Raw genomic sequence first — 19,544 nt, 5'->3', positions numbered from 1 at the left:
ACGGTCTGAAAAAGTAGCCAGACAAAATTAGCCCTGCAAATAGACCGGCGATTATACGCACAAGTCACCCGGGAGACCGCGATGCTGGAAAGCGCACTGTATGAATGTCCGTACTGTGGGGAGGAAGTCGAGACGACAGTGGATCTGTCGGCGGGTGATCAGACCTATATCGAAGACTGTCAGGTGTGTTGCCGGCCGATCACCTTTGTGTTGCAGGTCGATGGCCAGGACTGGTTTCTGGAAGTGTTCAGCGAAAACGAGTGAGGTGCGCCCATGCAGCGAATCTACGAGCCGGAAAACCTGATGGAGGGCGAAATGCTCAAGGGCATGCTCGCCAGCGAAGGCATCGAGGCGCATCTGGTGGGGCGCGATCTGCTCGGCGGCACCGGCGAGCTGCCGATCTTCGGCCTGCTCGGGCTTTCGGTCGAGAACGATCAAGCCGAATACGCCCGCGAACTGATCAGCGCGTACAATGCCGCGCTGCCGCTGCCCGGCGATGAACCGGAGAGCTTCCCCGGTACGCTGGTCTGTTAGGCTGGCGTTCGTTTTATTCTTGAGTCGTGCTGCCCCATGTGTGGACGTTATGCCCTGTTTCGCTGGAACCGCGACTTCGCGGCGCTGCCAGGTTTTCCCGCCGATCAGCAGGCGCAGTGGAACATTTCCCCCAACGATTCGGTGTTGATGCTGCGTGCCGAGCCTGACGGCCAGCGCACCCTGGCCCGCGCCCGCTGGGGCCTGACGCCGCCGTGGCTGACCGATCTGTCGCGCACCCCGGCCCATGCACGGGCCGAAACCGTCGCCGAACAACCGATGTTTCGCGAAGCCCTTCGCCTGCGCCGCTGCCTGCTGCCGGCCAACGGTTTCTACGAATGGCGCGGCAATGTGCGCAAGCAGCCTTACTGGCTGACACCAGGAGAAGGTTCTTCGCTGTTTTTTGCGGCGATCTGGGAGGCGTATCCGGTGCAGGAGCAGGTCTGGCTGAGCACGGCGGTGATTACCCAGCCTGCGGCGAGTCAGCGCCGGCCGTTGATTCTCGACGAGGCGGGGCAGGCGGCGTGGCTCGACCCCGAGACGCCGCTGCATGTCCTGCAAGGCCTGCTCGCCAGCGAACCCGCCGCCTTGCGCGAGCGGGTGCTGGCGAACCTGGTCAATGATCCGAAACTCAATGGGCCGGAGTGTTTGACCCCGGCCTGATGTGTTGTTGCTTCCGGCCCCTTCGCGAGCAGGCTCGCTCCCACATTGGACTTTCGGTGCACACACACATTGTGATCACACGCTATCCCTGTGGGAGCGAGCCTGCTCGCGATAAGGTCCGAAGGACCTTCCTGCGTCCTTACACCTTGAACTGATTGATCAGCCGCCGCTGTTGCTCCGCCAGTTTGGTCAGGCCTGCACTCGCCGAACTCGACTCATCCGCACCACCCGCCACTTCGTTCGCCACCTGACCGATGTTGATCACGTTGCGGTTGATGTCGTCGGCCACCGCGCTCTGTTCCTCGGCGGCGCTGGCGATCTGGGTGTTCATGTCGTTGATCACCGACACCGCCTGGGTGATGGTCTCCAGTGCTTCGGCTGCCTTGGCCGCGTGCTGCACGCTTTCGTCGGTGCGGTTCTGGCTGTCTTCCATGACCCGCACCACATCGCGGGTGCCCTGTTGCAGTTGCTGGATCATGCTCTGGATTTCTTCGGTGGCCTTCTGGGTCTTCTGCGCCAGATTGCGCACCTCGTCGGCCACCACGGCAAATCCACGGCCTTGCTCACCGGCACGGGCCGCTTCGATGGCGGCGTTGAGGGCCAGCAGGTTGGTCTGTTCGGCGATCCCGCGAATGGCAATCAGGATGGCGGTGATGTTTTCGCTGTCCTTGGCCAGGGTCTGCACCACATCCACCGCCTTGCCGATTTCCACGGCCAGCACACCGATCGAGTTGGAGGTGTCGCGCACGATCTGCATGCCCTGACTGGCAGCCTGATCGGCATGGCTGGCGGCTTGTGCGGCCTGGGTCGCGTTGCGCGCCACGTCCTGGGCCGTGGCGGTCATTTCCTGCACCGCGGTGGCGACCTGATCGATCTCGGCCATCTGCTTCTGAATGCCGATATTGGTACGGATCGCGATGTCTGCCGTGTGCTCCGAGGAGTCGCTGACACTCTGCACCGACGACACCACCTGCGTGATCATCGCCTGCAGCTTGGCGAGGAAGGTATTGAAGCCTTTGGCGATTGAACCGAGTTCGTCTTTGCGGTCACTGCTCAAGCGACGGGTCAGGTCACCTTCGCCCTGGGCGATGTCATCGAGCATGGTCACCATTTGCTTGAGCGGTCGGGCGATGCCGTGGCCCACCAGCCAGATCACCAGCAGGCCGAGGCCGGCGATGACCAGGCCGACCATGGCCATGCCGAAAGTGTCGGATTTACGCTGGGCGTCGAGGTCGCCCTGGAGTTTCTGCAGATCGGCCATCACCGCATTCAGTGGCAGTTGCAGCATCAGAGTCCAGCGCGCATCGGTCTGGCCGATGCCGAACGGCAGGTACAACTCAATCCGGCCCGACTCCTTGTTGACGGTATAGGTCACTTCGCCGCGCTTGAGATTGGCCATGTTGGCAATCTGCTGGGCGTCGAGGATGTCGCTGACTTTCTCGCCGAATTTGCTCGGGTCCTTGGTGTAGGCAACGATCCGGCCGTTGCCGCCGATCAGGGCCATTTGCCCGGCGCCGCCGTACAGTTTCTGGTTCGCGCCCAGAAGCATTTCCTGGATGAAGTTCACCGACAGGTCGGCGCCGACGATGCCCTGGAAGGCGCCGTTGAGCATGATCGGTTCAATGAAGGAGGCGAGCATGACGATCTTGTCGCCGACCTTGTAGGGCGCCGGATCGATCACGCAGGATTTTTTGGTTTCCTTCGAGCACAGGTAGTACTCGCTGGCGCGCACGCCGGTGGACAGGACTTTCTGATCGTCGACGTCCACCAGTTTGTCCAGGCCAAGGGTGCCGTCGTCGTTGCGGAACCACCACGGCAGGAAGCGCCCGTTGGCGGCGTCGATGCCGACCACGCGGGTGCCGACGTAGGCCGCGTCATTGTGGTCCAGTGCGTTCTTTTCCCAGCCGATGTAGGTGCCGAGAATCTTCGGGTTCTTCTCGACGTTTTCCTTGATCAGGCTGATCAGTTGCTCGCGGCTGACGGTCAGTCGTGGCTGGCCATCGGCGCCCGGGGTGCCGAGCAGGGCGTTGACTCGCACCAGCCCGCCGGCAATCAGCAGCGGCGCTTCGAGCTCGCGCTGGATCTGGCTGACCTGGGTCTGCGCCAGCGAGGTCAGGCGCTGTTCGATGACTTGCTCGAACTGCTCCTGGGTCCGCTGTTGGACCATCTCTTGGGTGCGGGCGCCGGAGAACAGCGCATACAGCACCAGCGCAGCCACCACGCTGAGAACGATGGCGCCGGCCAGGGCGGCCACGGAAAACTGGATCGACTTGAATTTCATGGAAGCTCCGCACGCAAGAGGACGTCTGCGCTGCTGTATCGGCAGCCACTATTGCGCCATGAGGCGAAGTGCGCGCAATTGAAGGCGGATGTCGCAAATAGAGCAGTGCGCGACGCAGATGCGCAGGGCTTGTCGACAGATGTGAATTTTTTCCTACAGGGCCGGCAGGCGCCTTCTGAAAGTGGGTGCAACACGTCCGTTGTATCTGGCGTCGATACAATTACCCGCCTAGGATACGCGGCATGTTTTCAGGGAGCTTTTGAATGAACAAGACATTGGTTGTAAGTGCACTGAGCGCAGCGCTGTTGCTGTCCGGTTGTCAGTCGGTCAACACCACCAGCGGCGGTGCCGTGGGCGTGGAACGCAAGCAGTACATGTTCAGCATGCTGTCCTCGCAAGAGGTCGACCAGATGTATGCCCAGTCCTATCAGAAGACCGTTGGCGAGGCGTCCAGCAAAGGCGTGCTGGACAAGACCAGCAACGAAGCCAAGCGGGTTCAGGCGATTGCCAACCGCTTGATCGCCCAGGCGCCGAACTTCCGTCCGGATGCGGCGCAATGGCAGTGGGAAGTGAACCTGATCAAGAGTGACGAGCTCAACGCCAACTGCGGTCCTGGCGGCAAGATCATTTTCTACACCGGGCTGATCGACAGCCTGAAACTGACCGACGATGAAATCGCCGCGGTCATGGGCCATGAAATCGCCCACGCCCTGCGCGAGCACGGTCGTGAAGCGATGTCCAAGGCCTATGGCATCGAGATGGCCAAGCAGGGCGCCGGCGCGTTGCTCGGCCTGGGTCAGGACAGCCTGGCGCTGGCCGATACCGTGGCCAACTACGGGATGACGCTGCCCAACAGCCGCGCCAACGAGAACGAAGCCGACCTGATCGGCCTGGAACTGGCCGCTCGCGCCGGTTACAACCCGAACGCCGCGATCACCCTGTGGAACAAGATGAGCAAGGCGTCCGAAGGCGCGCCGCCAGAGTTCATGAGCACTCACCCGGCGTCGTCCAGCCGGATCGCCTCGTTGCAGGCGGCAATTCCGAAGGTCATGCCGCTGTACGAAAAAGCGCCCAAGTCCTGAAGCAATGACCGCTCCTACACCGAGTGTGGGAGCGGTCTGCCGGATCAGACCCAGCCGCTGCTCTGCATCGCCTTGTACACCGCGACGATTGCCAGAATCATGAATGCCGAGGCGGCCAGGCGACGGATCAGGGTCAGCGGCAGTTTCTCCGCTGCAAAATTACCCGCCAGAACCACCGGCACGTTGGCAATCAGCATGCCCGCCGTGGTACCGATGATCACTAACCACAGTTCCGGGTATTGCGCCGCCAGCATCACGGTGGCGATCTGGGTCTTGTCACCGATTTCCGCGAGGAAGAACGCGATCAGGGTGGTCAGGAATGGCCCGAACTTGCGGGCGGTGCTGGCTTCGTCGTCGTCCATCTTGTCCGGCACCAGCGTCCACAGGGCGGTGGCGGTGAAGCTCGCGGCGAGAATCCAGTGCAGGACAGCATCGGAGAAGAAACTGCCGAACCAGGCGCCTACCGCACCGGCCGCTGCGTGGTTGGCCAGGGTCGCAGCGACGATACCGGCAATGATCGGCCAGGGTTTGCGAAAGCGAGCGGCGAGAATCAGCGCGAGCAGTTGCGTCTTGTCGCCGATTTCGGCCAAGGCAACGATTGCGGTGGGAACGAGTAACGAGTCCAGCATCAGGATTTCCTAAGGGGCGGGTCGACACGGCTATGACACGTACAGCCTTCCCGCCCCGGGTAAGGTGTGCGTGTCATAGGTCTTGTCAAACCCTGCGATCCGTCTGCTGCGGACGCTTGGGTCGCATACGCCATGATCTGAGGATCAAGTATGTTGACGTATGCCGGACGAGCATGGCGCTCGTGGGAGACTACTCCCCTAGGACGGAGCGGATTCTGCCTAGGCGCAATCCATTCGGCAAGTGCTAATTTTCAGCCACGCTTGGCCCGGTAAATCCGGAAACCATTGCCTTCGGCCTTGATCGCACACACGCCCAGATGTTCTTCGATCAGTGGTTGATACTTCAGGAAGCTGTTCGCCACCAAGCGAAGTTCGCCGCCGTTTTTCAGATGTTTGGCGGCTTTTCGCAGCAAGTTCTCGGTGGCGAAATAATCGGTGTGAACGCCGACATGGAACGGTGGATTGCTCAGAATTGCGTTCAGGCCCATCGGTGCGGCGTCGATGCCGTCACCGGTCAACACTTCGGCTTCCAGACCGTTGGCGGCCAAAGTCAGGCGACTGCTGGCGGCAGCGAAGGCATCAACGTCGAGCAGAGTGACTTGGTTGTGCGGGTAGCGACGTTTGACCGCCGCGCCAAGCACGCCGGCACCGCAACCGAAGTCCAGCAGGTGACCGCTCGGCAGCTTGTCCAGATGCTCCAGCAGCAGGGCGCTGCCGCGATCCAGTCGGCCATGGCTGAACACGCCTGGCAGGCTGATGACTTTCAGCGGGCCTTCGGCCAGCGGCAGTTCGTAAGTCTGCGCCAGGCTTTCCAGGGATTTGGCTTGCGGGGTATTGGCCACCGTTACTTGCCACAACTGGCAGTGACGCGCGCTGTCGAGCTTGCGCGGCTTGCCGAACGGGTTGAGCTGCTTGGACGCACCTTCGATGCCGCTGCGCTTTTCCCCGACCAGAAACACCTCACGCCCGGCCAGGCGCGAGGCCACGGCATTGAGGATGTAGTCGGTCAAATCCTTGGACTTGGGCAGGAACACCACAGCGCTATCGAATTCGCGCTCCGGCACATTCACGCCAAAATGGCTGCGGCCTTCGAAGCGTGCATCGAGCGCCGCCTGATCGCCGGCATGCCAGCACCAGCCGAATGCGTTGGGCAGGCGCCCGAGCAGGTCGTCGGCGGGCAGACCGGCCAGCAACAGCGACCCCTGGAATAACTCGACCTGACGAAGCAGTACTTCACTGCGCGGATCCATAACTGCTCCTGTGAAAAAAAGTGCCGCAGTTTATCAACTGACGACCCGCAGCGCCTTACCGCTGTAGAACGCCTGGGTGTTTTCCACCAGTTGGCCGACGATTCGCTGCCGCGCTTCGCGGCTGCCCCAGGCGTTGTGAGGGGTGACGATCAGGCGCGGGATGTCGGCGGCCAGCAGCGGATTGCCGTTAACCGGTGGCTCGACACTCAGTACATCGGTGGCTGCACCGCCCAGATGACCATTACGCAGGGCATCGGCCAGGGCCTGCTCGTCGATCAGCCCGCCACGGGCGGTGTTGACCACGAAAGCCCCCGGTTTCATCGACGCCAGCTCGCGGGCACCGATGAAGTGCCGGGTGTGTTCATTGAGCGGGCAGTGCAGGGTGAGGGCGTCGATCTGCGGCAGCAGCTCTTCCAGTGGCAAGCGGTCCGGACGGGCCGGACGCCCGGGAATCTGCCCCAGCAATACGCGCATGCCAAAGGCTTGGGCCAGACGCGCAACCGCGCCACCGAGTTCGCCGTGCCCTAGCAGACCGAGGGTTTTGCCTTCCAGCTCGACGATCGGGTAATCCAGCAGGCAGAACTGTTTCGCTTGCTGCCAGCGGCCTTCGCCGACGGCTTTTTGATAATCGGCCAGACGCGTGGCGAGATTGAGCAGCAACATGATCGTGTGTTGCGCCACCGACGGCGTGCCGTAACCCTGGCAGTTGCACACGGTGATGCCGTGGGCGCGGGCGGCGGCCAGATCGACGTTGTTGGTGCCGGTGGCGGTGATCAGGATCAACTTCAGTTGTGGATTGGCGGCCATGGCGGCGGCATCGATCAGGATCTTGTTGCTGATGGCCACGGTCGCGCCTTGCAGGCGTTCGGCAACCTGCGCAGGCAGTGTCCGGGCGAACAGTTGCAGGTCGCTGAAGCAGGCGCGCAACGGCTCGAGGTCAAGGTCACCGAGGTCCAGGGAAGGGTGATCGAGGAATACGGCGTGGTGGGCGTTCGTCATCAACTGTACCTGTTGTGCTTTGAAGGGAAGGCGTAATCTGCCGAGCCTAACAGATGAAACACCTGTGGGAGCGAGCCTGCTCGCGAGGCGTCGTGTCAGACCAATGTGATGTGGCTGGCACTCCCTCTTCGCGAGCAGGCTCGCTCCCACAGGAATGTAATGACCTCAGAGGAGCCCCCATGTACTGGACCGAGTTCTTGACCGTTGCACTGATCCACCTGCTGGCCGTCGCCAGCCCCGGCCCGGACTTTGCCGTGGTGGTGCGCGAGAGCGTGACCCACGGGCGCCGCGCCGGCACCTGGACGGCACTGGGCGTGGGCACGGCGATTTTCCTGCACGTCGGTTATTCGCTGCTGGGCATCGGGCTGATCGTTTCCCAATCGATCGTGTTGTTCAACGCCCTGAAATGGGCCGCCGCCGCTTACCTGCTGTACATCGGCTACAAGGCCCTGCGCGCGCAACCGGCCAAGACTATGACCGACGATCTGCACAAAGAGGCCGGCGAACGCACCGCCCGTGGCGCCTTTACTTCAGGCTTCGTGACCAATGGTTTGAACCCGAAGGCCACGCTGTTCTTCCTGTCGCTGTTCACCGTGGTGATCAACCCGCACACGCCACTGGCAGTGCAGGCCGGTTATGGGGTTTACCTGGCCGCTGCGACTGCAACCTGGTTCTGCCTGGTGGCGATGCTGTTCAGCCAACAGCGCGTGCGCGCCGGTTTCGCCCGCATGGGCCACTGGTTCGACCGCACCATGGGCGCCGTGCTGATCGCCATCGGCGTGAAACTCGCGTTCACCGAGATGCATTGATCGAGCGGAGCTGATTCAGGGCGTTGAGGTACTCCCGGGGATTGTCCCCGAGCAAACGGCGAAACATCGCGCTGAACGCCCGCGCGCTGCCGTAACCCAGATCCCGCGCCACGGCCTGCACGCTGTCCCCGGCGAGCAGTCGGGGCAGGGCTTCCATCAGGCGCAGTTGCTGGCGCCAGGCATTGAAGTTCATCTGCAATTGTTGCTGAAACAGCCGCGCCAATGTGCGTGAGCTGGCGCCGACCTGTTGTGCCCAGTCTTCCAGGGTGTTGGGGTGATCGGGCTCGCGCAGCAGCGCCAGGCAAATGTTTTGCAGGCGTCGGTCGCTCGGCATCGGGATGTGCAGCGGAAGGTTTTCGAGGCCGGCCAGTTCCTCCAGCATCAACTGCTGGATCAGTGGATTGCCGGCGTGTGGCGGGCCCTGCACCGCACGCAGGATCAGTTCGCGCAGCAATGGCGTCACCGCCAGCACGCAGCAGTGTTGCAGGCTGGTAGGTGACAGTTCGGGTGCGATGAACAGTGAACGCATCTGCACATCGCCGGACATGAAGATTTCATGGCCGACTTCCGGTGGAATCCACACCGCGCGGGTCGGGGGAATCACCCACGCACCTTGCGCCGTGACCACCCGCATGACACCGCTCACTGCATACAGCAATTGCGCCTCGCGGTGCAGGTGCAATGGCTGGTGTGCGCCGTCGAGATAATCCCGGGGATAGGCACTCACCGGGCCGTGTTCGAAATGGCTGATCAACATGTCTGGTTTGCTGACTTGAATGGCAGGAATGCGCTTTTTCGCCAAATTAGCATAGGCGCTCACACCCTCCCTGTTCATAAAAAGAAAAGCGTGCCGCGATGAATCAATCCAGAAATGTCATCCGCTACATCAACGCAGCCCATGTGATCGATCACATGTTCATGCTGATTTTTCCCGCCGCCGTACTCGGCATGACCCAGGCCTTCGCCCTCGACTACGCCGCGCTGATCGGCCTGTCGCTGGGGGGCTTTATCGCGTTCGGCGCCTGTTCGCTACCGGCCGGCTGGCTGGGCGATCACTGGAGCCGGCGGCAGATGATGCTGGTGTTTTTCTTCGGTATCGGAGCTTCGGCGATCGTGACCGGCCTCAGTAACAGCCCGACGATGCTGGTCATCGGCCTGACCCTGATCGGTATTTTTGCCGCGATCTATCACCCGGTCGGCACGGCGATGCTGGTGGCCTATGCGCAAAATCGTGGCCGCGAAATCGGCATCAACGGCATGTGGGGCAATCTCGGCGTGGCGTTCTCGGCGCTGATTACCGGGTTGCTGGTGGCGCAGTTCGGTTGGCGTTCGGCATTCCTGATTCCGGGGGCCGTGGCCATCGTGCTGGGGATCGGTTTTGCCTTGCAGGTGCGTGAGGAGCCGATCCGCAAACGCCCGCACACCGCGCTCAAGGGTGCCGGCGGCCAGCGTATTTCGATGGTCATGGTGTTTGGTGTTCTGGCGCTGGCCACGGCCACCGGCGGGGTGGTGTTCAACGCCACCACCATGACCTATCCGAAACTGTTTCAGGAGCGCTTGCATGACCTGTTCGCCTCACCGCAGACCCTCGGCGTGGTGGTCAGTCTGGCATACGCGTTCGGTGCAGTGGCGCAGTTGAGCATCGGGCAATTGCTGCACCGGGTCAGTCTGAAATGGCCATTTGTGGTGCTGACGCTGTTTCAGGCACCGCTGCTTTATGCCATGGCTTACGTCGATGGCTGGGCGGTGATCGCGCTCGGTGCGGCGTTCATGTTCGTGGTGTTCGGCCAGGTGACGGTGAACGATTCGATGGTCGCCAATTTTGTCGCGCCGCAATGGCAGTCCCGGGTATTTGCCCTGCGTTACTGTTTATCGTTCGGTGCCAGTGCGACGGCGATTCCGCTGATTTCCTATGTCGAACCGCGCCATGGTTTTGTGGGGCTTTACCTGATTCTGGCCGGATTTGGCGCTTTGACGTTCCTGGCGGCAGTGGTTTTCCCACGTACGCCTTCCGAAGCGGCTGTAGGGCAAACGGCCTGACCGGTGATGAAATCCGACAAATGCTGGCGCTGGGCTAGCATTTGTACGGCTCTGCAAATCATTCCTTTGGCTGATTTGGCTGGCGTATAAGGGTTCTAGAGTACAAAACTCCAACGCCAACACCGTGCAGTCAGAAAAGGGATTCTTATGTTGCAGACTCGCGTTATTCCGCCCGCCGAAGGGGCCTACCAGTATCCATTGCTGATTAAACGGCTGCTTATGTCGGGCGCCCGTTACGAGAAAACCCGCGAGATCATTTACCGTGACCAGTTGCGCTACAGCTATCCGACGCTGATCGAGCGGGTCGCGCGACTGGCCAACGTACTGACGGCGGCCGGCGTGAAGGCCGGCGATACCGTGGCGGTGATGGACTGGGACAGCCATCGCTACCTCGAATGCATGTTTGCCATTCCGATGATCGGCGCGGTGATTCACACCATCAACGTGCGCCTGTCGCCGGAACAGATCCTCTACACCATGAACCACGCCGAGGACCGCTTCGTGCTGGTCAACAGCGAGTTCGTCGGGCTGTACCAGGCCATCGCGCCGCACCTGACCACGGTGGAGAAAACCCTGCTGCTGACCGATCTGCCGCAGAAAACCGCGGATCTGCCGAATCTGGTCGGCGAGTACGAGCAGTTGCTGGCGGCCGCGAGCCCGCGGTACGACTTCCAGGACTTCGACGAAAACTCGGTCGCCACCACCTTCTACACCACGGGCACCACCGGCAATCCGAAAGGTGTGTATTTCACCCACCGGCAACTGGTTCTGCACACCATGGGCGTGTCGACCATCATGGGCGCCATCGACAGCGTGCGGCTGCTGGGCACCAACGACGTGTACATGCCGATCACTCCGATGTTCCATGTTCATGCGTGGGGTCTCCCGTATGTCGCGACCATGCTCGGGCTCAAGCAGGTTTATCCGGGACGTTACGACCCGGAGTTCCTCGTCGAGTTGTGGCGCAAGGAGAAGGTCACATTCTCTCACTGCGTGCCGACCATCCTGCAGATGGTGCTCAACGCCAAGGGTGCGCAGGGCACCGATTTTGGCGGCTGGAAGATCGTCATCGGTGGCAGTGCGCTCAATCGCACGCTGTACGAAACGGCCAAGAGCAAGGGCATTCAACTGACGGCCGCCTACGGCATGTCGGAAACCGGGCCATTGGTCTCGTGCGCGCATCTGAACGACGAGTTGATGGCGGGCACCGAAGACGAACGCACCACCTACCGGATCAAGGCCGGGGTGCCGGGGCCGCTGGTCGAAGCGGCCATCGTCGATGGCGAGGGCAACTTCCTGCCCGCCGATGGTGAAACCCAGGGCGAACTGGTGCTGCGTGCACCGTGGCTGACCGAGGGCTATTTCAACGAACCGCAGAAGGGCGCCGAGCTGTGGGCCGGTGGCTGGCTGCACACCGGGGACGTTGCCACGCTGGACAGCATGGGCGTGATCGACATCCGCGACCGCATCAAGGACGTGATCAAGACCGGTGGTGAGTGGATCTCTTCGCTGGACCTCGAAGATCTGATCAGCCGTCACGTCGCGGTACGTGAAGTAGCAGTGGTGGGGATCGCCGATCCGCAGTGGGGCGAGCGTCCGTTTGCCCTGCTGGTCATTCGCGAAGGGCACGCCATCGGGGCGCGCGAACTCAAGGAACACCTCAAGCCGTTCGTGGAACTGGGACACCTGAGCAAGTGGGCAATCCCGAGCCAGATCGCGCTTGTTACTGAAATTCCCAAGACCAGTGTCGGCAAGCTCGACAAGAAGCGCATCCGTCTGGACATCACCGAATGGCAGGCCAATAACAGCACCTTCCTCTCGACACTCTGAGTGTCCTCTGGCGCGCCGAAAACGGCGCGCCAGCCCCACCAAGCAAGCGCTTGGCTTGTGAAATCGGAAAAATCAGCCATCCTTGCCGGGCCGACCTGTGTCGGACTGGCGAAAGGACTGTTCCAGAGTGGCCGACAGCTGCAAATCACACTTTAGAGGGATCAAGCAGTACCACCTGCTGGCTATAGTCCGCTCAAGGATTTTTAGAAACGGGGCACACGCACAAACGGGGCGATGCAACTTTGAAGCGATTTCGGGAGGCTCCTGGCACCCGGTCCTTCAGGCGTTTTTAAAAGTACTCACTGCCATAACAATAATGCACATGGAGTAGCGTCGATGACCTCAGTAAACCAGTTCTGGCGCCGGGCGAAACTGCCTCTGGCGGTCAGTCTTGCCTCCACGCTCGCCGGGCCCGCATTCGGCGTCAGCTTCAACGTCGGTGAAATCGAAGGCCAGTTCGACTCCTCGCTCTCCCTGGGCATGAGCGTGTCGACCCAGCAGCCGAACAAGGATCTTATTGGTGTCAACAACGGCGGCCGGGGCCTGTCCCAGACCTCCGACGACGGTCACTTGAACTTCAAGAGCGGGCAGGCCTTCTCGAAGATCTTCAAGGGCATCCACGACCTCGAACTGAAATACGGCGACACCGGTGTCTTCGTCCGGGGCAAGTACTGGTACGACTTCGCGTTGCAGAACCAGGACCTGGAATACAAGGACGTCAGCAACCACAACCGCGACGTGGCAGCCCGCTCTTCGGGCGGCCAGATCCTCGATGCGTTCATCTACCACAACTACGCCATTGCCGATGAGCCGGGTTCGGTGCGTCTGGGCAAGCAGGTGGTGAACTGGGGTGAAAGTACCTTCATCGGTGGCGGCATCAACTCGATCAACCCGATCGACGTTTCCGCCTTCCGCCGTCCGGGTGCCGAGATCAAGGAAGGCCTGATCCCGGTCAACATGTTCTACCTGTCCCAGAGCATCACCGAAAACCTGTCGGCCGAAGGTTTCTATCAGATCGACTGGCAGAAGACCGTGACGGACAACTGCGGCACCTTCTTCTCCCAGCCTGACATCGTCACCACCGGTTGCGACGACAACCTGCGCGTGCTGAACAAGCGTTCGACCATTCCAGGTGTTGCCCTCGGCCCGTTGGCTGCCGCCGGTGTCGACGTCAACGAAGAAGGCGTGCTGGTACGCCGTTCGCCGAACCGCAATGCGCGGGACAGCGGGCAGTGGGGCGTGTCCGCCAAGTACATGTTCGATCCGCTGGCCACCGAGTTCGGTGCCTACTTCATGAACTACCACAGCCGTGCGCCGATCTTCAGCGCAACCGGTGCGCCACAGTCGATCTATAACGGCGTCAAGGCGCTCCCGGGTCCATTCCAGGCATTGGGGCCGCTGGTGGTGGCGGGTAACTCCGAGTATTTCATCGAGTATCCAGAGGACATTCGCCTCTACGGTCTGAGCTTCTCCACCACCCTGCCTACCGGCACGGCGTGGAGCGGTGAGGTCAGCTACCGGCCGAACGCGCCGGTGCAACTGAACTCCACCGACATCCTGTTCGCCGGTGTGCGTCCGTTGGGTGGCGCTCTGACCAACGCCTCGATCCTCAATGGCGTTCCTGGCCAGGACCTGCACGGTTACAACCGTAAAGAAATCACCCAGCTGCAAACCACCCTGACGCACTTCTTCGATCAGGTGATGGGCGCCAACCGTCTGACCCTGGTGGGTGAAGTCGGCGTGACCCACGTCGGTGGGCTGGAAAGCAAGTCCGAGGCCCGTTACGGCCGCGATCCGGTCTTCGGTCCGGGTGAACTGCCATCCACTGGCGGCCTGAACACCTGCTCGCAGATCCTCAACACCTCGACCATCAACGGTGCCGGCCCTGGTGCTTCGACCAGCAACCGCTCCAGCAATTGCGACAACAACGGCTTCACCACCGCCACTTCCTGGGGCTATCGCGCTCGTGCCATCTGGGATTACAGCGACGTGTTCGCCGGCGTGAACCTGAAGCCGAACGTGGCCTGGTCCCATGACGTCAAGGGTTACTCCCCTGGCCCTGGCGGCAACTTCGAGGAAGGTCGCAAGGCCATCAGCCTCGGGCTGGATGCCGAATACCAGAACACCTACACCGCAAGCCTGGCCTACACCAACTTCTTTGGTGGCGAATACAGCACGGTGGATGATCGCGACTTCGTAGCCCTCAGTGTTGGCGTGAACTTCTAAGCGCAGTTTTTTCAGGACGAACAAACCTATGAAAATAACAATGAATCTGTTCCACGCCGGTGTTCTGGGGCTCTCGCTGCTGGCGACCAGCGTGATGGCGGCAGTCCCTGCCGCCGAAGCCGACAAACTGGGCAAGAGCCTGACCCCGATGGGCGCCGAGATGGCGGGCAATGCCGACGGTTCGATCCCGGCCTGGAAGCCGCTGGCGAAGAATGCCGGCACCGTCGACAGCAAAGGCTTCCTGTCCGATCCGTACGGCAGTGAGAAACCGCTGTTCACCATCACCGCGCAGAACGTCGACCAGTACAAGGACAAGCTTGCGCCGGGCCAGTACGCGATGTTCAAGCGTTACCCGGATACCTTCAAGATGCCGGTCTACCCGTCCCATCGCGGTGCCACCGTGCCGGATGACGTGTTCGCCGCCATCAAGAAAAACGCCACGACCACCACGCTGGTAGCGGGCGGCAACGGCCTGGAAAACTTCCAGACCGCCATCCCGTTCCCGATCCCGAAAGACGGTCTGGAAGTCATCTGGAACCACATCACCCGCTATCGCGGTGGCAGCGTGACCCGTCTGGTGACCCAGGCGACGCCGCAGACCAACGGCTCGTTCAGCCTGGTGTATTTCCAGGACCAGTTCGTGTTCCGCGACAAGATGAAGGATTACGATCCGGCCAACCCGGGCAACGTGCTGTTCTACTTCAAGCAGAAAGTGACCGCGCCAGCTCGTCTGGCAGGTACCGTGCTGCTGGTGCACGAGACCCTTGACCAGGTGAAGGAGCCGCGCAAGGCCTGGGTCTATGCGACCGGTCAGCGCCGTGTGCGCCAGGCACCACAAGTGTCCTATGATGGTCCGGGTACTGCGGCGGACGGCCTGCGTACCTCCGACAACCTCGACATGTACAACGGCGCACCGGATCGTTATGACTGGAAGCTCGAAGGCAAGAAAGAGATGTACATTGCCAACAACAGCTACAAGATCGATTCGCCGACGCTGAAGTACGCCGACATCATCAAGGCCGGCCATATCAATCAGGATCTGACCCGTTACGAGCTGCGTCGCGTCTGGCACGTGGTGGCTACCCTGAAACCGGGTCAGCGTCACATCTACGCCAAACGTGATTTCTTCATCGATGAAGATACCTGGCAGGCAGCGGTCATCGACCACTACGACGGTCGCGGTCAGCTGTGGCGCGTCGCCGAGGCCCATGCCGAGGACTACTACGACAAGCAAGTGCCGTGGTACGCGCTGGAAACGCTGTACGACCTGCAATCGGGTCGTTACCTGGCACTGGGCATGAAGAACGAAGAGAAACAGGCTTATGACTTCGGCTTCTCTGCCACCAAGAGCGAATTCCAGCCAGGCAACCTGGGCCAGGACGGTATCCGCTAAGCAGTAACCCGAGGCCGCATCCTCGAAAAAACGCCCCGACTGGTTCGGGGCGTTTTTTTTGCGTGGTGATTTTGTAGCCATTTGTAGCAACAACTTCATATGTACGCCGTTTAAGGCTAGTCTGCGGACATCTGCTACGCCGCCAACAGCCATTCGAACAAGAGCCGGCCATGACTGATCTGTCCCCACTTCCGGGTCCTGCAAGCGTTGCCGTCGCGGCACTGGACGGACGTTTCTTTCGTCCCCCGCTGCCTGACGGATACGTATTGCGGCCACGACTTTGCGAGCGACTGCAGGCCGGGCTCGGTGGACGTCTGTTGCTGGTCTGCGCGCCAGCCGGGTTTGGCAAGAGTTCACTGGCGGTGGAGTTCTGCCAGAGCCTGCCGGCGCACTGGCAAAGCCTGTGGCTGGGCCTGAGCCCGCGAGACAACGATCCGGGGCGCTTTCTCGAGCGCCTGCTCGAAGGACTGCAAGACTATTTCCCGCAACTGGGCAGCCGTGCACTCGGCCTGTTGAAGATGCGCCAGCGTCATCAGCCGTTCGCCTTCGAAGAATGGCTTGATGGCCTGCTCGATGAGCTGGCACTGCACCTGCAACCGACCTCGCCGCTGTTATTGGTACTGGACGACTACCACCTCGCCCAAGGGCCGGTACTCGACCGCTGCCTGCAATTTTTCCTCAATCATTTGCCCGATGGCCTGCTGGTCATGGTTACCAGCCGTCAGCGACCGGACTGGCATCTCGCCCGTCTGCGCCTTTCGCGACAGTTACTGGAACTGCATGAACAGGATCTGCGCCTGACCCACGACGAAGCGCTGGCATTGCTCGATAGGCACAGCAGCTCGCTACGCGGCGAGGCCCTGGAAAACCTGATCCAGCGCAGCGAAGGCTGGGTGGCCGGGTTGCGCTTCTGGTTGCTGGCGGTGTCCGAGGCCGGGAGCGATGCCGCATTGCCGCAGGCCTTGAACAGCGGGGAAGGGCTGATCCGTGATTACCTGCTGGAAGAAGTCATCGACTGCCTGCCGGCCGAGGTGCAAGCGTTTCTCTACGACACCGCACCGCAGGAACGCTTTTGCAGCGAGCTGTGCGACGCGGTGCGCGAATCCCACGACAGTGCGGAAATCCTGCGCTTCCTGCTGGCACATCAGGTGTTTCTGGTGCCGCTGGATGAGCACGGGCACTGGTATCGCTATCACCATCTGTTTTCCGATCTGTTGCGCAGCAGGCCGATCGCCCGGGCAATCGTCCCCGCGGCAACACTGCACCTGCGCGCCTGTCGCTGGTTCAATGCCCAGGGCCTGCTGGATGAGGCCGTGGAGCAGGCGTTGCGGGCAGGGCATCTGGATGTGGCGGCGAATCTGGTGCAGAACCTGTCCGAGGAACAGTTGCTCGCCGAACAGAACGTCGGCATGTTGCTGCGCTGGAAAATGGACTTGCCCGATAGCTTGCTGATCAGCACGCCGCGCCTGATTGTGCTGTACAGCTGGGCGCTGGGGCTTGCCTGTCAGCTCGATGCGGCGGAAGAACTCGCCAGTCACCTGAGCCGGTTTCTGCCGGCGCCATCGGCCACCGCACAGAAGTCCATGCTCGCTCAATGGCTGGCGCTCAAGGGCATCATCGCCCGAGGCCGGGGACATCGCGAGCAGACCATCGAGTATTGCAGCGAAGCGCTGGAGAGCCTGCCGGCCAAGCGTTACGGCCAGCGCCTGATGTGCCTGTCGACCTTGTCCAACCTGGCGATTGCCGATGGTGATCTGTGGCGCGCCCGTGGATTGAATCGCGAATCCCTGGAATTGGCTCAGCGGGTCGGCAATCCGTTGTTCGAGGCTCTGGCTCATTATGACCGTGCCCGGGTCCTGCAGGCGCGAGGGGAAATCCAGCGCTCGCTCGAAGAGGTGCATCAGGGCCTTGAGCGTCTACGCGGATTATCGGCACAGCGTCTGTACGCCGTACGTGCACGTTTGACGCTCTATGAGGGATTTTTGCTGGCCATGCGCTTGCAGCCGCAGGCGGCACGTCTGCGATTGCAGGCGGGCCTGACCGAAGCGCGGGCCTGTCGTGATATCAGTGTGTTGATCGGCCATTGCGTGATTGCCCGGCTTGACGGCAGCAGTGGCGATTACGCCAGGGCCTTTGCCGAACTGTCTGAAGCCGAGCGCCTGATGCACATCTGGGACGTTCCGCCGATCTACTACCTGGCGATGATTACCTTGGTCAAATGTGAGTTGTGGCTGGCCCAGGGGCGCATTGACCTGGCGCAAGCCTGGCTCGGGCGATTGGGCCAGACCTATACCGGTGAGCGCGCCGCTGCACCTCCGGAGTTTCATCCGCAATTGCCGCTGCATGTCGAGTTACAGCAGGCGCTGCTGGACGTCATTCAGGGGCAACCCATGCTCGCCGAGGGGCGGCTGAACGTGTTGCTGGAAAACGGTCAGCAGACCGGGCGTCAGTTGTTGAGCGTGATGGCGTTGACTCAGAAGGTGGCGTTGCTGTTGGCCGGTGGTCGCGAACCCGAGGCCCGCAAGGTTTTTGCCCAGGCGCTGGAGGCCGCGGCAGGCGGGGTGTTGCAGCCATTTGATATTCTGGCGAGAGAGCATTCGGACTGGTTGCGTGGCCAATTGACGGGCGCGGCGAATCCGGTATGCCAACACCTGCTGGACTGCTTTGCACTGTCGGCCACTCGTCCGGTTACCGAAGTTTCGGCAACAGAGCAACTCAGCACTCGAGAGCTGGCAGTACTGCGGCTTATCGCTCAAGGGTGTTCAAATCAGGAAATCAGCGAGCAGTTGTTCATTTCACTGCATACCGTGAAAACCCATGCCAGCCATATCAACAGCAAGCTGGGAGTGGAGCGACGAACTCAGGCTGTGGCGCGGGCAAAGGAACTGGGCATGCTGAGTTGACAGCGGCAATCGTCGAACATGAAAAACAAAACGCCCCGAACCAGTCGGGGCGTTTTGTTTTCTGTTGAAACGGCCTGCAATCACAGGCCGGGTCTTTCGGTGAAGACGTCAGGCCACCAGATCGTTGGCGCTGAAGCTGTTGACACCGACCAGCTGGATTTCGAAGTCAGCACCGATGTTGCCGCTGACATTACCCGACAACACGTGATCGACGAACCGCAGTTGACCTGCACCCGTGAAGTCATTTGCACCAATGAAGGTGAAGCCGTTGAAACCGGCGGACAACAGGTTGGCATCGAAGTGAGTCAGGTCGATTTTATCGCCCTGCAAACTGTTGAAGTCGGTGATGACGTCACGGTTGTTCCCCAACCCCATCTCGTTGACAGCACCGAAGACGAAGGTGTCGGCACCGCCGCCACCCGTCAGCGTGTCTGAGCCTGCACCACCGTTCAGCACGTTGTTGGAGGCGTTGCCGATCAGGACGTTGTTCTGCGCGTTACCCAGCAGGGTGAATGCGCCAGTGCTGTACACAGTGACGTTCTCGACGTTCTGCAGGTTGCTCAGGTTCAGGTCGATCACGTTGTTCTGCGCGGTGGCGGTGTAAACGATGGCCAGGGTGTCGTTGCCTTCGTTGGCGTTTTCCTGAACCAGGGCCAGTTCGCCGGCCTGATCGATGCCGTAGGCGTCATCGCCCTTGCCGCCGATCATGGTGTCCAGGCCTGCGCCGCCGTTGAGCTGGTTGTTGCCGTCGTTGCCGATCAGCACGTTGTTCAGCGAGTTGCCGATGCCGTCGATGTTGGCGGTGCCGGTCAGGGTCAGGTTTTCGACGTTGGCGCCCAGGGTGTAGGTGATCGACGCTTTGACGGTATCGATCTCGCTGGCCAGGGTGCTGGTCTCGACCACGACAT

Annotated in this window: 15 protein-coding genes, 2 pseudogenes and 1 riboswitch; of the genes and pseudogenes, 10 read left to right on the top strand and 7 right to left on the bottom strand. The window is 61.2% G+C overall.

What is annotated here, in order from left to right:
* Positions 1 to 81: 81 nt before the first annotated feature.
* Genes DXT77_RS02140 through DXT77_RS02130 form a run of 3 tightly spaced genes read left to right on the top strand, consistent with a single transcriptional unit; the run spans position 82 to position 1,194 of the window.
* Positions 82 to 264, top strand: a complete 183-nt coding sequence (locus DXT77_RS02140; protein ID WP_085709318.1) for a CPXCG motif-containing cysteine-rich protein — start codon at positions 82 to 84, stop codon at positions 262 to 264.
* A 9-nt stretch (positions 265 to 273) separates the two neighbouring features.
* Entirely contained in the window at positions 274 to 534 is a 261-nt protein-coding gene (locus DXT77_RS02135) for a putative signal transducing protein (protein ID WP_085709319.1), read from the top strand.
* A 36-nt stretch (positions 535 to 570) separates the two neighbouring features.
* On the top strand, positions 571 to 1,194 hold the full coding sequence (locus DXT77_RS02130; RefSeq protein ID WP_085709320.1) for an SOS response-associated peptidase: 624 nt from the start codon (positions 571 to 573) through the stop codon (positions 1,192 to 1,194).
* Positions 1,195 to 1,333: 139 nt separating this feature from the next.
* Here the strand turns inward: DXT77_RS02130 and DXT77_RS30310 are convergent, their stop codons facing one another.
* Together DXT77_RS30310 and DXT77_RS30305 are read right to left on the bottom strand one after the other, a co-directional pair.
* On the bottom strand, positions 1,334 to 2,077 hold the full coding sequence (locus tag DXT77_RS30310) for a methyl-accepting chemotaxis protein (RefSeq protein ID WP_372238664.1): 744 nt from the start codon (positions 2,075 to 2,077) through the stop codon (positions 1,334 to 1,336).
* 111 nt (positions 2,078 to 2,188) lie between these two features.
* Positions 2,189 to 2,386, bottom strand: a pseudogene (locus DXT77_RS30305) (HAMP domain-containing protein); the annotation flags it as partial.
* A 1,352-nt stretch (positions 2,387 to 3,738) separates the two neighbouring features.
* Here DXT77_RS30305 and DXT77_RS02120 point away from each other — a divergent pair.
* Positions 3,739 to 4,557, top strand: a complete 819-nt coding sequence (locus DXT77_RS02120; protein WP_119426448.1) for a M48 family metallopeptidase — start codon at positions 3,739 to 3,741, stop codon at positions 4,555 to 4,557.
* A gap of 44 nt (positions 4,558 to 4,601) precedes the next feature.
* On the opposite strand, the gene DXT77_RS02115 is transcribed toward DXT77_RS02120, so the two are convergent.
* The 3 genes from DXT77_RS02115 to DXT77_RS02105 form a co-directional block, all read right to left on the bottom strand.
* Positions 4,602 to 5,186, bottom strand: coding sequence for a TMEM165/GDT1 family protein (locus tag DXT77_RS02115; RefSeq protein WP_085709323.1), 585 nt, complete (start codon positions 5,184 to 5,186; stop codon positions 4,602 to 4,604).
* Between the two features lie 88 nt (positions 5,187 to 5,274).
* A riboswitch (yybP-ykoY riboswitch) is annotated at positions 5,275 to 5,397 on the bottom strand.
* Between the two features lie 40 nt (positions 5,398 to 5,437).
* On the bottom strand, positions 5,438 to 6,436 hold the full coding sequence (locus DXT77_RS02110) for a class I SAM-dependent methyltransferase (RefSeq protein ID WP_119426447.1): 999 nt from the start codon (positions 6,434 to 6,436) through the stop codon (positions 5,438 to 5,440).
* Positions 6,437 to 6,469: 33 nt separating this feature from the next.
* Complete coding sequence (locus tag DXT77_RS02105) at positions 6,470 to 7,435, bottom strand: 2-hydroxyacid dehydrogenase (RefSeq protein ID WP_119426446.1); 966 nt, start codon at positions 7,433 to 7,435, stop codon at positions 6,470 to 6,472.
* Between the two features lie 179 nt (positions 7,436 to 7,614).
* On the opposite strand from DXT77_RS02105, the gene DXT77_RS02100 reads away from it, so the two are divergent.
* Positions 7,615 to 8,244 carry a LysE family translocator gene (locus tag DXT77_RS02100; RefSeq protein WP_119426445.1) on the top strand — a complete coding sequence of 210 codons (630 nt, stop codon included), beginning with the start codon at positions 7,615 to 7,617 and terminating at the stop codon, positions 8,242 to 8,244.
* Here the strand turns inward: DXT77_RS02100 and DXT77_RS02095 are convergent.
* Positions 8,228 to 9,001: a helix-turn-helix domain-containing protein gene (locus DXT77_RS02095; protein ID WP_119426513.1), complete on the bottom strand. Its 774-nt coding sequence runs from the start codon at positions 8,999 to 9,001 to the stop codon at positions 8,228 to 8,230. The two genes, DXT77_RS02100 and DXT77_RS02095, sit on opposite strands and share 17 nt — an antisense overlap.
* Positions 9,002 to 9,099: 98 nt before the next feature.
* On the opposite strand from DXT77_RS02095, the gene DXT77_RS02090 reads away from it, so the two are divergent.
* The 5 genes from DXT77_RS02090 (at position 9,100) to DXT77_RS02070 (ending at position 18,636) form a co-directional block, all read left to right on the top strand.
* The gene (locus DXT77_RS02090) at positions 9,100 to 10,284 is read left to right on the top strand and encodes an MFS transporter (protein ID WP_119426444.1); all 1,185 of its coding nucleotides are present in this window, start codon (positions 9,100 to 9,102) and stop codon (positions 10,282 to 10,284) included.
* Positions 10,285 to 10,431: 147 nt separating this feature from the next.
* On the top strand, positions 10,432 to 12,114 hold the full coding sequence (locus DXT77_RS02085) for a fatty acid--CoA ligase (RefSeq protein ID WP_119426443.1): 1,683 nt from the start codon (positions 10,432 to 10,434) through the stop codon (positions 12,112 to 12,114).
* Positions 12,115 to 12,450: 336 nt separating this feature from the next.
* On the top strand, positions 12,451 to 14,340 hold the full coding sequence (locus DXT77_RS02080; protein WP_119426442.1) for a DUF1302 domain-containing protein: 1,890 nt from the start codon (positions 12,451 to 12,453) through the stop codon (positions 14,338 to 14,340).
* 28 nt (positions 14,341 to 14,368) lie between these two features.
* Entirely contained in the window at positions 14,369 to 15,733 is a 1,365-nt protein-coding gene (locus DXT77_RS02075; protein WP_119426441.1) for a DUF1329 domain-containing protein, read from the top strand.
* A gap of 170 nt (positions 15,734 to 15,903) precedes the next feature.
* Positions 15,904 to 18,636 (top strand): LuxR C-terminal-related transcriptional regulator, encoded by a 2,733-nt coding sequence (locus tag DXT77_RS02070; protein ID WP_119426440.1) that lies wholly within the window; start codon positions 15,904 to 15,906, stop codon positions 18,634 to 18,636.
* A gap of 108 nt (positions 18,637 to 18,744) precedes the next feature.
* On the opposite strand, the pseudogene DXT77_RS29795 reads toward DXT77_RS02070, so the two are convergent.
* Positions 18,745 to 19,544: pseudogene (locus DXT77_RS29795) on the bottom strand (calcium-binding protein); the annotation flags it as partial.

Source organism: Pseudomonas sp. 91RF (assembly GCF_003576265.1).
Classification (GTDB): domain Bacteria; phylum Pseudomonadota; class Gammaproteobacteria; order Pseudomonadales; family Pseudomonadaceae; genus Aquipseudomonas; species Aquipseudomonas kribbensis.
The sequence above is the reverse complement of the archived record's forward strand: the minus strand, read 5'-3'. Positions and strand labels throughout refer to the sequence as shown.